Origin of the sequence: Rugamonas apoptosis (genome assembly GCF_014042355.1) — a bacterium.
Lineage (GTDB): Bacteria > Pseudomonadota > Gammaproteobacteria > Burkholderiales > Burkholderiaceae_D > Rugamonas > Rugamonas apoptosis.
In genome coordinates this window covers 103,417-115,262 of sequence record NZ_JACEZU010000010.1, presented here as the reverse complement: position 1 = coordinate 115,262, position 11,846 = coordinate 103,417, and the positions used below count along the sequence as shown (strand labels likewise).

At 66.9% G+C, this 11,846-nt stretch carries 11 protein-coding genes; 4 read left to right on the top strand and 7 right to left on the bottom strand.

What is annotated here, in order from left to right:
* Positions 1–8 precede the first annotated feature (8 nt).
* The gene (arfB, locus tag H3H39_RS19665) at positions 9–419 is read right to left on the bottom strand and encodes an alternative ribosome rescue aminoacyl-tRNA hydrolase ArfB (protein ID WP_182155684.1); all 411 of its coding nucleotides are present in this window, start codon (positions 417–419) and stop codon (positions 9–11) included.
* A gap of 236 nt (positions 420–655) precedes the next feature.
* Here arfB and H3H39_RS19660 point away from each other — a divergent pair, with 236 nt between their 5' ends.
* The gene (locus tag H3H39_RS19660; RefSeq protein ID WP_182155904.1) at positions 656–1,126 is read left to right on the top strand and encodes a chemotaxis protein CheW; all 471 of its coding nucleotides are present in this window, start codon (positions 656–658) and stop codon (positions 1,124–1,126) included.
* 40 nt (positions 1,127–1,166) lie between these two features.
* Here the strand turns inward: H3H39_RS19660 and H3H39_RS19655 are convergent, their stop codons facing one another.
* The 4 genes from H3H39_RS19655 to H3H39_RS19640 form a co-directional block, all read right to left on the bottom strand.
* On the bottom strand, positions 1,167–3,161 hold the full coding sequence (locus tag H3H39_RS19655) for an ATP-binding cassette domain-containing protein (protein ID WP_182155682.1): 1,995 nt from the start codon (positions 3,159–3,161) through the stop codon (positions 1,167–1,169).
* A gap of 11 nt (positions 3,162–3,172) precedes the next feature.
* Positions 3,173–4,060, bottom strand: a complete 888-nt coding sequence (prmB, locus tag H3H39_RS19650; RefSeq protein ID WP_182155680.1) for a 50S ribosomal protein L3 N(5)-glutamine methyltransferase — start codon at positions 4,058–4,060, stop codon at positions 3,173–3,175.
* A 65-nt stretch (positions 4,061–4,125) separates the two neighbouring features.
* Positions 4,126–5,259 carry a succinyl-diaminopimelate desuccinylase gene (gene dapE, locus H3H39_RS19645; RefSeq protein WP_182155678.1) on the bottom strand — a complete coding sequence of 378 codons (1,134 nt, stop codon included), beginning with the start codon at positions 5,257–5,259 and terminating at the stop codon, positions 4,126–4,128.
* A gap of 13 nt (positions 5,260–5,272) precedes the next feature.
* The gene (locus H3H39_RS19640) at positions 5,273–5,626 is read right to left on the bottom strand and encodes an arsenate reductase (protein ID WP_182155676.1); all 354 of its coding nucleotides are present in this window, start codon (positions 5,624–5,626) and stop codon (positions 5,273–5,275) included.
* Positions 5,627–5,859: 233 nt separating this feature from the next.
* Here H3H39_RS19640 and H3H39_RS19635 point away from each other — a divergent pair, with 233 nt between their 5' ends.
* Genes H3H39_RS19635 through H3H39_RS19625 form a run of 3 tightly spaced genes read left to right on the top strand, consistent with a single transcriptional unit; the run spans position 5,860 to position 9,741 of the window.
* Entirely contained in the window at positions 5,860–7,230 is a 1,371-nt protein-coding gene (locus H3H39_RS19635; RefSeq protein ID WP_229218141.1) for a sensor domain-containing diguanylate cyclase, read from the top strand.
* Entirely contained in the window at positions 7,208–9,232 is a 2,025-nt protein-coding gene (locus H3H39_RS19630; RefSeq protein ID WP_182155674.1) for a TonB-dependent receptor plug domain-containing protein, read from the top strand. Before H3H39_RS19635 ends, H3H39_RS19630 begins: the two co-directional genes overlap by 23 nt.
* On the top strand, positions 9,229–9,741 hold the full coding sequence (locus H3H39_RS19625; protein ID WP_182155672.1) for a YfiR family protein: 513 nt from the start codon (positions 9,229–9,231) through the stop codon (positions 9,739–9,741). Before H3H39_RS19630 ends, H3H39_RS19625 begins: the two co-directional genes overlap by 4 nt.
* A 26-nt stretch (positions 9,742–9,767) precedes the next feature.
* Here H3H39_RS19625 and H3H39_RS19620 read toward each other — a convergent pair whose 3' ends face one another.
* Complete coding sequence (locus tag H3H39_RS19620) at positions 9,768–10,919, bottom strand: PilT/PilU family type 4a pilus ATPase (RefSeq protein WP_182155670.1); 1,152 nt, start codon at positions 10,917–10,919, stop codon at positions 9,768–9,770.
* Between the two features lie 89 nt (positions 10,920–11,008).
* Positions 11,009–11,836 (bottom strand): 2,3,4,5-tetrahydropyridine-2,6-dicarboxylate N-succinyltransferase, encoded by an 828-nt coding sequence (gene dapD, locus H3H39_RS19615; RefSeq protein ID WP_182155668.1) that lies wholly within the window; start codon positions 11,834–11,836, stop codon positions 11,009–11,011.
* Positions 11,837–11,846: the final 10 nt, after the last annotated feature.

Below are 11,846 nucleotides of genomic sequence, written 5' to 3'. Positions count from 1 at the left end.
CGCTTGCCCTAAAAGGTAACCTTGCCGCGCGCCTGCTTGCGCGCGCCCGCCAGGCTCTTGCTGTCGAGGCGCCGGCGCTGGCTGCCCAGGGTGGGGCGGGTGGGGCGCCGTGGCGGCGGCAGCACGGCCACGCTGTCCACCATTTCCTGCAGGCGGCGCAGAGCGTCTTCCCGATTGGCCTCCTGGCTGCGCGATTGCTGGGCCTTGATCACCACCACGCCTTCGCGCGTGATGCGCTGGTCGCGCAAGGCCAGCAGCCGTTCCTTGATGTGCGCCGGCAGCGACGATGCGGCGATATCGAAACGCAGGTGCACCGCGCTCGACACCTTGTTCACGTTCTGCCCGCCCGGCCCCTGGGCGCGGATGGCGATCAACTCCACTTGTTGCGGATCGATGGTGATGGATGGCTGCCTGTTCATGGCGCGGATGGGGGCATGGCGGCCGGCGGAGCGGGTAGGGGATGGACAGTCATTGTAGCAAACTGGAAGTCGCTGGCGATTATTGAGCCGGCTCAACATCTGCTCCAGGGGCGGCGGTTAGGATGGCACATGCCTTCGAAAGGAACACCATGCCAATCGAGAAAACGCAATACGCCAGCGCCACGCCGCCGTTGCCGGGGACCGCGCCGACAGCCGTGCCGGGAACGGAGCCGGGAATGGCGCCGGTGGAGGCGAGCGTCCAGCAGTATCTGAGTTTCCAGCTGGGCGGCCTGGAATACGCGCTCGACTTTCGCAAGGTGCAGGAGCTGCGCCCGTTGAAAGCGCTGGAACGCTTCGCCACGGACGGCGAGATCGTCAGCGGGGTGGCCGTGTCGCGCGGGGTGATCATGCCCATCGTCGACATGCGCATCGCCTTCGGCCCACGGCCCGAGCGGCACGATCCGATGACGGACGTGGTCATCCTCAAGCTGTCGAGCTGCGTGATGGGGATGGTGGTGGACGGCGTGACGGACATCGTCAGCCTGAGCGCGGAACAGATCCAGCCCATTCCCGACGCCGGGGACGGCCAGAGCGTCGATTACCTGCTGGGACTGGGGGAAGTGGACGGGCGGCGTTTGATCGTGGTCGACATCGACCGCTTGATGTCGATCCGCAAAGTGCCGGTGGGCGCCCGCCAGGCCGCGTGAGCGGCCGGCGTACCGCCGGCGCCACCGGTGAGGGGCTGGTTTAGGCCAGCGCCTCCAGCTGTTCCTGCAATTCCAGCCATTCGCCTTCCAGCTGGCCCAGGTCCTTGGTGAAGAAGGACTGGTCGGCCAGCGCCTGCTTCAACCTGGCCTTGTTGGCCGCCTCGTAGATGGCGGGATCGGCCAGGAGGCCATCCACTTCCGCTTTCTGCGTGCTGCGCTTGGCGATCTGGTCGTCCAGGCGCTTGATCTTCTGTTCCAGCGGCTTGCGCAGCGCGGCCAGGCGCTGGCGGTCTTCGGCCGCCTGGCGCTTCTGGTCCTTGCGGTCAGGCGCGGGAGCGGACGGCGGCGCCACGGGCGAGGCGACAGGGAAGTCGGTCTTGTTGGCCTTGCCGGCGGCCGGCAGCACGTCGGTGCCTTTACCCAGCTTGGTCTGGAACAGCCAATCCTTGTAGTCGTCCAGGTCGCCGTCGAACGGTTGCAGCTTGCCGTCGGCCACGATGATGAACTGGTCGGTGGTGGCGCGCAGCAGGTGGCGATCGTGCGATACCACCACCAGCGTGCCTTCGAACTGGGCCAGCGCTTCCGTCAGCGCTTCGCGCGTTTCCAGGTCCAGGTGGTTGGTCGGTTCATCGAGCAGCAGCAGGTTGGGGCGCTGCCACACGATCATGGCCAGCGCCAGACGGGCCTTCTCGCCGCCCGAGAACGGGGCGATGGAGCTGGTCACCATGGTGCCGGGGAAGTTGAAGCCGCCCAGGAAGTTGCGCAGCTCCTGCTCGCGCGTGGTGGGTGCGATCTTGGCAAGGTGCCACAGCGGCGATTCGTCGTGGCGCAGCATTTCCACCTGGTGCTGGGCGAAGTAGCCGATGGTCAGGCCCTTGCCGACCGTGGCTTCGCCCGTCAGCGGCGACAGGTCGCCGGCGATGGTCTTGATCAGCGTCGATTTGCCGGCGCCGTTCACACCCAGCAGGCCGATGCGCTGGCCGATCTGCAGCGAGAAGTTGATGCCGTGGACGATGCTCTTGGTGCTCACGTCGCCCGTCTTGTCGTCCTCGATGCGGTAGCCGGCGTTGACGTCCTCCATCACCAGCAGCGGGTTGGGGGCGTTGAGCGGTTCGCGGAATTCGAACGAGAATTCGGCCGCCGCGCGCAGCGGCGCCAGTTCCTCCATCTTGGCCAACGCCTTCATGCGGCTTTGCGCCTGGCGGGCCTTGGATGCCTTGGCCTTGAAGCGTTCGATGAACGATTCGAGGTGGGCGCGCTTGCGCTGCTGCTTTTCCATCGCGCCGGCGGCCAGCGCCATCTGCGCGGCCCGCTGGCGTTCGAAGGCCGAGTAGTTGCCCGAGTAGCGCTTCAACTTGCGCTCGTCGATGTGCACCACCACGTTCACCACTTCATCGAGGAAGTCGCGGTCGTGGGAGATGATGATCAGGGTGCCGGGGTAGCGCTTGAGCCAGTCCTCCAGCCATATGATGGCGTCCAAATCCAGGTGGTTGGTCGGTTCATCGAGCAGCAGCAGGTCGGATGGGCACATCAGCGCCTGCGCCAGGTTCAGGCGCATACGCCAGCCGCCCGAGAAGCTGGCCACCGGCTGCTGCATCTGGTCCAGCGAGAAGCCGAGGCCCAGCAGCAGCTGTTCGCCGCGCGACTGCACGGTGTAGGCGTCGGCGTCGGCCAGCGCGCTGTAGATTTCACCGATGGCGATGCCGTTGTCGTGCGACTCCGGCTCCGCTTCCAGCCGTGCCAGTTCCGCTTCCAGCTTGCGCAGCGTGACGTCGCCGTCGATCGCGTAGTCGAGCGCGGCCCGTTCCAGCGGCGGGGTTTCCTGGGCCACGTAGGCCATGCGCCACTTGGCGGGGAAGTCGATTTCGCCCTGGTCGGGGTGCAGCTCATTGCGCAGCATGGCGAACAGGCTCGATTTGCCCGCGCCGTTGGCGCCGATCAGGCCGATCTTGTCGCCGGGGTTGAGGGTGAGGTCGACGTTTTCCAGCAGCGGCTTCACGCCGCGCATCAGGCTTACATTGATAAAGCGGATCATCTGGTGGTTCTTTACAGTTTGAGCTGGTCGGCGGTGAGCAGGAACACCATGTCGTCGCCGGCGCTGGTGGTGAGCCAGGTCAGGCCCAGGTGGCCGAAGGCCGCTTCCGCGAATTCGCGCTCGTTGCCGATTTCGACGATCAGGATGCCGTCCTCCGTCAGGCGTTCGGCCGCGCCGGCCACGATCTTGCGCACCAGGTCCATGCCGTCGCTGCCGCCGTCGAGGGCGATCTGCGGTTCGGCCAGGTATTCCTTGGGCAGCTTGGCCATCGAGCCGGAGTTTACGTACGGCGGGTTGGTGATGATCAGGTCATACTTCTTGGCCGGCACGTTGGTGTACAGGTCGGACTGGATCAGGTTGACGCGGTCTTCCAGCTTGTAGGTGGCCACGTTGCGGCGCGCCACTTCCAGCGCGTCGGCCGAAATGTCGACCGCGTCCACTTGCGCGTCCGGGAAGGCGTCGGCCAGCATGATGGCCAGGCAGCCGGAACCCGTGCACAGTTCCAGCACGTTGGCGATATTATCCGGCTCATTGACCCACGGCGCGAAGTAGTCGGGAATCAGTTCGGCGATGAAGGAGCGCGGCACGATGGTGCGCTCGTCGACATAGAAATTGTAGGTGCCCAGCCACGCTTCGTTGGTGATGTAGGCGGCCGGCACGCGGTCCACCGCGCGCCGTTCGATCACGGCCAGCACGGCCGCCACTTCCTCGGGCAGCAGGCGTGCGTCCAGGAAGGGATCGAGCTTGTCGAGCGGGAGCTTGAGCGTGTGCAGGATCAGGTAGGCCGCCTCGTCGAGCGCCTCGGCGCTGCCATGGCCGAAGAACAGCTGGGCGGTGTTGAAGCGGGTGACGGCGTAGCGCAGCAGGTCGCGCGGCGTGGTGAAGGGAGTCGTGGTCATGGCTATCTCGGTAAACGGTCTTTATCGGGCGGGGCCGGGCGCCGTGGGGCGCCCCGGGCCAGGCATCAGCGCAGCAGGTTTTCCAGCGTGCGGCGGTAGATATTCTTCAGCGGATCGACAAAGCGCAGTTCGATGTGCTCGTCGATCTTGTGGATGCTGGCGTTGGGAGGGCCGAATTCTATCACCTGGGGGCAGATCTGCGCGATAAAGCGGCCGTCCGACGTACCGCCGGTGGTCGACAGTTCCGTCTCCACGCCCGTCTCGGCGCGGATGGCGGCCGACAGCGCGTCACTCAGCGTGCCGCGCGGGGTCAGGAAGGGCAGGCCGCCCAGCGTCCATTTGATGTCGTAGTGCAGATTGTGCTTGTCGAGGATGGCGTGCACGCGCTGCTTGAGCGATTCGTGGGTGCTGGCGGTGGAGAAGCGGAAGTTGAAGTCGACCACCATCTCGCCCGGGATCACGTTGTTGGCGCCCGTGCCGGCGTTGATGTTGGACATCTGCCACGACGTGGGCAGGTAGTATTCATTGCCCTCGTCCCAGCGCTCGGCCACCAGTTCGGCCAGCGCGGGCGCGGCCAGGTGGATGGGGTTGCGCGCCAGTTGCGGGTAGGCGATGTGGCCTTGCACGCCCTTGATGGTCAGCTTGGCCGACAGCGAGCCGCGGCGGCCGTTCTTGATCATGTCGCCCAGCGTCTCGTCGGAGGTGGGTTCGCCCACGATGCAGTAGTCGAGCTGTTCGCCCCGTTCGCGCAGCAGGTTGCACACGACGACGGTGCCGTCGATGGCCGGGCCTTCCTCGTCGCTGGTGATCAAAAAGCCGATCGAGCCCTTGTGGTCGGGATGGGCGGCGATGAACTCCTCGCACGCCACCACCATGCCGGCGATCGACGTTTTCATGTCGGCCGCGCCACGGCCATACAGCTTGCCGTCGCGGTGGGTGGGGTTGAACGGTTCCGAGCGCCACTGTTCGACGGGACCGGTGGGCACCACGTCCGTGTGGCCGGCGAACACCAGCAGCGGCGCCGTGGTGCCACGGCGGGCCCACAGGTTGGTCACGCCGTTCGATTCGATCACTTCGCAGGCGAAGCCCAGTGGCGACAGCAGGTCGATCAGGTGCCGCTGGCAGCCCTTGTCGTCAGGGGTAACAGAGGAGAGGGCGATCAGTTTTTCCGTCAGCGCCAGGGTCTTGGAAGTCATCATGGGGGTGTTCGTATTAAGAATTGAAAATCTGTGCGTATTGCGCGGCCGAGAAGCCGATGGCCACCTGGCCATCGCGGTCCAGCACGGGGCGCTTGACGATGGACGGGAACTCCAGCACCAGCGCGATGGCGCTGGCGTCGTCCACCACGGCCGCTTTCCGCTCGTCCGACAGGGCGCGCCAGGTGGTGCCCTTGCGGTTGACCAGCACGTCGCGCGGGACGTGGCGCAGCCAGCCGGCCACGACGTCGGCCGTCAGGCCCTGCTTCTTGAAGTCGTGGAAGGCGAAATCGTGGCGCTGCTCGCCCAGCCACACGCGGGCTTTCTTGACGGTGTCGCAGTTGGGGATGCCGTAGAGGGTAATTGTCATTATAAATCAGTCACTTACGTTTTTGGTCGCGGCGGAGGCGCGGCGCTGGGAGCAAACCCGGGATGGGGGCGGGCCATGCGGCCGCCGTGCAACCCGTTAGGATACCATGCCCGGCGGCCCGGCAGGGGGTGCTGCGACGGGCGCGGCGGTGGTGGCGGCCCCGCCACGGTGCCCGCGCATTTGCGCCACCGGGGCGGGCTTTACGCTTACAATTTCAGGCAGACTAATTCCTCTTGGAAACGAGCACGGCGGGACGATGGGCCTACATCCATCGCGCCCGCATCGTCCACGCCGACATGACCGACACCTCTCCCACCGCGCCGGCGCCCCGCAGTTCGCTGGTGCGCCGCCTGACCAGGATGAATTTGCTGGTGCTGAGCGTGACCATGCTGCTCACGTTCGTCCTGCTGGCCACGGCCACCTGGTGGGTGGCGCGCGCGCGCCAGATGCAAGGCGCGCAGTTGAGTGCCCAGCTGCTGGCCAACAGCGTGGCGCCCATGTTGGTGTTCGCCGACGCCGACGCGGCCCGCAACGAGCTGGCCGCCTTCTCGCGCCGCAGCGACCTGCTGCTGGTGCAGGTATTGGATGAACGTGGCGGCGTGTTCGTGCAATGGCGGGCCGACGGCCAGCCGGCGGAGGGGGCGGCACGGGTACCGGCCGGGCTGGCCAAGCTCGACGCGCGCGGCGCGGCCAGCGCCAGTACGCTGGAAGTCTGGGCGCCGGTGCGGCTCAAGGGCGAGATGGTGGGCGCGTTGCTGCTGCGCGAAAGCCTGCAAAGCCTGCATCGCGCCGTGCTGCTGTTGACGGGCGTGGCCGCGCTCCTGATCGCCGCCGCCATCGGCATCGCCGCCCGCGGGCTGGGCGCGGTGCAGCGGCGTGCGCTGGCGCCGCTGGTGGAGTTGTCGGACCTGGCCGAACGCGTGGCCCACGACCATGACTACAGCCGGCGCGCCGCCGTGCGCCGTTCCGACGAGGTGGGGCGCCTGACGGAGCGCTTCAACGACATGCTGCGGCGCATACAGATTTCGCAGGAGGACTTGCGCCACAAGCTGGCGCAGGAACAGGTGGCGGGCCAGCAGTTGCACCAGATGGCGCACCACGACAGCTTGACGGAACTGCCCAACCGCCTGTTCTTCCAGGGCGAATTGCAGCGCTGCCTGGCGCTCAACGACGAGCGCGGCGAGCTGATGGCGCTCATGTTCATCGACCTGGACAACTTCAAGACCGTCAATGACCTGTATGGCCACGACGCGGGCGATGCCGTGCTGCGCGAAGTGGCGCGCCGCATGGCCGACGTGGTACGGGCCGACGATGTGCTGTGCCGGCTGGGCGGCGACGAATTCGCGCTGATCCTGCCGGCCCTGCCGGACGAGCACGCGGCCGAGCAACTGGCGCTGCGCCTGGTCGAAGCTGTGCGGGCGCCGTTGCTGATCGATGGCAAGGTGATGCCGATCGGCGCCACCGTCGGCCTGGCTTTCAGTCCGCTCGACGCGCGCGAGTCCGCAGACCTGCTCAACGCCTCGGACCAGGCCATGTACGCCGCCAAGCGGGCCGGCAAGAACACTTACCGGAGGGCGGGCGATGCGGCCACGGATCTGCACTAAGGCGTTGCTGGCGCTGGCCGTGGCGGCCAGTTGGCCGGCTGGTCCGGCGCTGGCGCAAGCGGCGCAGCAGGAGCAGCAGGAGCAGCAGGAGCAGCGCCAGGGGCAGCCGGCTGGCGACGCCGCGCTGGAGGAATTGCTGCGCCAGACCCTGAACGACGTGCCGCGCGGCGTCGAGGAATCAACCTCGTCGCGCTATGCGCAAAGCGCGGCGGACGCGCCCTCCGTCACCTACGTGCTGACGGACGCCGACATCGCCCGCCACGGCCTGCGCAACATGGCCGACATCCTGCGCAGCATGCCGGGCCTGTACGTGACGGGCGACGGCAACTTCACCTTCGTGGGCGCGCGCGGACTGGGGCGACCGGGCGACTTCAACGCGCGGCTGCTGTTCCTGGTCGACGGCATGCGGGTGAATGAAAACATCTACGACGCCGGTTCGCTGGGTGCGGAATTTTTCGTGGACGTGGACGTGATCGACCGGGTCGAATACGCGCCCGGCCCCGGCTCCGCCCTGTACGGCAATAACGCCTTCCTCGGCGTGGTCAACGTCATCACCAAGGGCGCCGATAAACTGCGCGGCGTGCAGCTGCGGGCCGCGGTTGACAGCGACCGGCGGCGCGAAGTGCGCGCCAGCTGGGGCCAGCGCGTGCCCGGCCAGTGGGAAGGCTGGCTGGCCGCGAGCGCGTTCGAGCAGGACCGGATCGCGGCCCCGTTCGACATTGCGCCCGCCTTGCGCGACGCGCTGTTGCGGCGCAGCTGGGACCGGGGCCAGCGGCTGCTGGGCATGGCCAGCGCGGGCGACTGGACCATGCGTGCCGGCGTGGCCCAGCGCGAACGTGATTTTCCCTACCCTCTCTCGCTGGCCGACGCCAGCCGGCTGGCCCGGCAACGCAATGTGTTCGACGCCGCGTTTGCATCGCTGGCGTGGGAGCGCACGGTGGCCGAGGACTGGAATCTGTACGGCGTCGTCGCGCTCAAGCACAGCCAGTACCGCAACACGCTTCCCTACCTGCGCGAGGATGGCGCGGAGCGCGAGTTCGACAAGGTGGCGACGGGGCGTTGGATCAATGTGGACCTGCGCGTGAGCACGCACCGCTGGCGCGACCACGATCTGATGGCTGGCGCCGAATACCAGAGCGACCTGCGCCAGGAGATAAACACGGGCACGGTGGGCGAGGAACCGGACGCCATTTTCTCGGGCCGCAACCGCCGCCATGGCCTGTTCGTGCAGGACGCCTGGCGGCTGGGCAAGGCGCACCGCCTGATCCTGGGACTGCGCCGCGACCAGGCCAAGGTGGGCGGCGGCAGCACCAATCCGCGCCTGGCGTGGCTCTGGAGCGGCGTGCCGGACGCCACGCTCAAGCTGATGTACGGCAGCGCGTTCCGCGAGGCCAACCTGTACGAATACCAGGTCAACGTGCCGCTCGACGCGCCGGTGCCTACCCCGGAGCGGGTGCGCACGCTGGAGCTGGCGTGGGACCACCGGCTCACCCCCCGGCTGCAATATCAGGTGTCGTTGTATGGCTCGCAGTTGCGTGACCTGATCAGCACCAACCAGGACATCGCCGTGTACGAAAACAGTGCCCCGATCCGCAATCGGGGCGCGGAGCTGGGGCTGGAGCGGCGCTGGGATGGCGGGCAGCGCCTGCGCGCGACCGTCTCGCTGCAGGACACCCGCGACAGCGCGGGCCAGCGATTGGACAATTCGCCGCGCACGCTGGTCAAGCTGCTGTACTCCCAGCCGCTGCGGGGCGACGCGCTGCAGTTGTCGTGGCAGGCGCTCAGCGTGAGCCGGCGCAGCGCGTACGCGCAGGATTTGCCCGGCTACGCGCTGCTGAACGCCACGCTGCTGTGGCGGCCCAGCCTGGGTACGGACGTGTCGCTGGGCTTGTACAACATAGGCAACGTGCGCTACTACGATATGCCGACCGGGTCGACCATACCGCTGCGGCAGGAGGGGCGAGTGTTGCGCTTCTCGCTGACACGGCGCTTCGGATCATGAAGCGCGCGCTGGCTACCGTGCTGGCGACAACACTGGCGCTGGCGCCCACGGCCGCGCGGGCCGGGCAGGACGAGGCGGAATTGAAGGCCGCCTTCATCTACCGTTTCGCCCAGCTGACCCAGTGGCCGCCACCGCCAATGCGCGAATTCACCTACTGCGTGGCGGGCGATGCGGCGCTGCAGGAAGCGTTGCGGGCCATGGTGCAGCGGGCCGGCGGCGCCATCCCGGCCCGGCTGCAGGCGCTGGGCGAACCGCAGCGGGCGTCGCAGTGCCAGTTGCTGGTGTTGGGCGGCAGTGAGCGCGGCCAGCTGCGGCGCTGGCAGGAGGCGCTGGGCGATGATCCGGTGCTGGTGGTGGGAGACAGCGCGGAAGCGTTCCGCAATGGCGCCGTGATCGGGCTGGTGATCGAGCCGACCGGGCTGGCGTTCCGCATCAACCAAACGGAGGCGCGCCGGCGCGGCTTGGCGCTCAGCTACCAGATGCTCAAGCTGGCGCGCGAGGTGAAATAATCTGGATTAAGGGGCCGCCCGGCGCCTCAGGTGTTGAGGGTGAATTCCGTGAACGAGGTGTCGGAGGCTGGCTTGGCGGGCGCTTCCGGTTCGCTGGCCGCCTGGGCCAGTTTGCTGTCAGGGCCATTATTGAGCAGCCAAAGCAGGTTGGTGGCCGAATCAGCGTTGGCCAATGCCTCCTCCTGGCTGATGGCGCCATCCTGCACCAGCTTGAGCAGCGCGTGCTCGAACGATTGCGAGCCGGGCGACATGCTGTTGTCCATCGCTTCCTTGATCTGGCCGATTTCGCCTTTTTCGATCAGGTCCGCGATGTGGCGGGTGTTGAGCATCACTTCCACGGCGGCCGTGCGCATGCCGCCGTTGATCGAGCGCACCAGGCGCTGCGAGACGATGGCCTTGACGGTGGAGGACAGATCCTGCAGCAGGGCGGGGCGGTTCTCGATCGGGTAGAACGAGATGATGCGGTTCAGGGCGTTGTAGCTGTTGTTGGCGTGCAGGGTGGCCAGCACCAGGTGGCCGGACTGGGCGTAGGCCAGCGCGGCGGCCATGGTTTCCTTGTCGCGGATCTCGCCGATCAGGATGGCGTCGGGCGCCTGGCGCAGCGAATTGCGCAGCGCCGTGGCGAAGTCCTTGGCGTCGCTGCCGATCTCGCGCTGGTTGACGATGGATTTCTTATTCTTGAACAGGTACTCGATCGGGTCTTCCAGCGTCAGGATGTGGCCCGGCCGCAGTTCGTTGCGGTGGTCCAGCATGGAGGCGATGGTGGTGGACTTGCCCGATCCGGTGGAGCCGACCAGCAGCAGCAGGCCGCGCTTTTCCATGATCAGGTCCGACAGCACGGGCGGCAGCGCCAGTTCGCCCAGCACGGGGATGGTGGCCGGCACGAAGCGGAACACGGCTGAAATGCTGCCGCGCTGGCGGAACGCCGACAGCCGGAAACGTCCCAGGTTGGGCACGGAGATGCCCATGTTGAGCTCATTGTCCTGTTCCAGTTCCGCCATCTGGGCCGGGCTGCACACTTCCGCCAGCAGCGCCGTGATGTTGTCCGGCTCCAGCTTCTGCTGGTTGATGGGGATCAGGTTGCCGTTGATCTTGATGTGGACCGGGGAATTGACCGCGAAGAACATGTCCGACGCGTTTTTTTCCTTCATCAGCTGGAACAGACGCTCCATGGCCATGGCGTTCTCCTCGTGTGGTGCGGTCGGGCGCCGCGCGCGCGTCACTGTGGGCGACAGCGCGCGCGGGCAGGTGCGGAACTCAGGGTGACTTAGATACCGCGCAGCAGTTCGTTGATGCCGGTCTTGGCGCGGGTCTTGGCGTCCACGCGCTTGACGATCACGGCGCAGTACAGCGAGTACTTGCCGTCGTCCGAAGGCAGGTTGCCCGATACCACCACCGAGCCGGCCGGCACGCGGCCGTAGCTCACTTCGCCCGTGGCGCGGTCGTAGATCTTGGTCGACTGGCCGATGTAGACGCCCATCGAGATCACCGAGTTCTCTTCCACGATCACGCCTTCCACGATCTCGGAACGGGCGCCGATGAAGCAGTTGTCCTCGATGATGGTGGGGTTGGCTTGCATCGGTTCCAGCACGCCGCCGATGCCCACGCCACCCGACAGGTGGACGTTCTTGCCGATCTGGGCGCAGGAGCCCACGGTGGCCCAGGTGTCGACCATGGCGCCTTCATCGACGTAGGCGCCGATGTTGACGTAGGACGGCATCAGCACCACGTTCTTGGCGATGAACGAACCGCGGCGCGCCACGGCTGGCGGCACCACGCGGAAACCGCCCTTGGCGAAATCGTCGGCCGTGTAGTTGGCGAACTTGGTGGGCACCTTGTCGTAGAACTGCATGGTGCCGTCGGACGGCATGGCCACGTTGTTCTCCAGGCGGAACGACAGCAGCACGGCCTTCTTGACCCACTGGTTGACGATCCAGTCGGCGCCGGTCTTCTCGGCCACGCGGATGGTGCCCGCGTCCAGGCCCGCGATCACGTGGCCCACGGCGTCGCGCAGTTCGGCGCTACCGTTGGATGGGTTGATGTTGGCGCGGTCTTCCCATGCCTGGTCGATGATGTTCTGGAGTTGTTGGCTCATGATGTGACTC

Excerpts from the sequence above, each read along its gene's own strand:
- H3H39_RS19620 (WP_182155670.1), bottom strand. The coding sequence starts at position 10,919 with ATGGCCATGGAGCGTCTGTTCCAGCTGATGAAGGAAAAAAACGCGTCG.
- H3H39_RS19640 (WP_182155676.1), bottom strand. The coding sequence starts at position 5,626 with ATGACAATTACCCTCTACGGCATCCCCAACTGCGACACCGTCAAGAAA.
- dapD (WP_182155668.1), bottom strand. The coding sequence starts at position 11,836 with ATGAGCCAACAACTCCAGAACATCATCGACCAGGCATGGGAAGACCGC.
- arfB (WP_182155684.1), bottom strand. The coding sequence starts at position 419 with ATGAACAGGCAGCCATCCATCACCATCGATCCGCAACAAGTGGAGTTG.
- dapE (WP_182155678.1), bottom strand. The coding sequence starts at position 5,259 with ATGATGACTTCCAAGACCCTGGCGCTGACGGAAAAACTGATCGCCCTC.
- prmB (WP_182155680.1), bottom strand. The coding sequence starts at position 4,060 with ATGACCACGACTCCCTTCACCACGCCGCGCGACCTGCTGCGCTACGCC.
- H3H39_RS19655 (WP_182155682.1), bottom strand. The coding sequence starts at position 3,161 with ATGATCCGCTTTATCAATGTAAGCCTGATGCGCGGCGTGAAGCCGCTG.
- H3H39_RS19660 (WP_182155904.1), top strand. The coding sequence starts at position 656 with ATGGCGCCGGTGGAGGCGAGCGTCCAGCAGTATCTGAGTTTCCAGCTG.
- H3H39_RS19625 (WP_182155672.1), top strand. The coding sequence starts at position 9,229 with ATGAAGCGCGCGCTGGCTACCGTGCTGGCGACAACACTGGCGCTGGCG.
- H3H39_RS19630 (WP_182155674.1), top strand. The coding sequence starts at position 7,208 with ATGCGGCCACGGATCTGCACTAAGGCGTTGCTGGCGCTGGCCGTGGCG.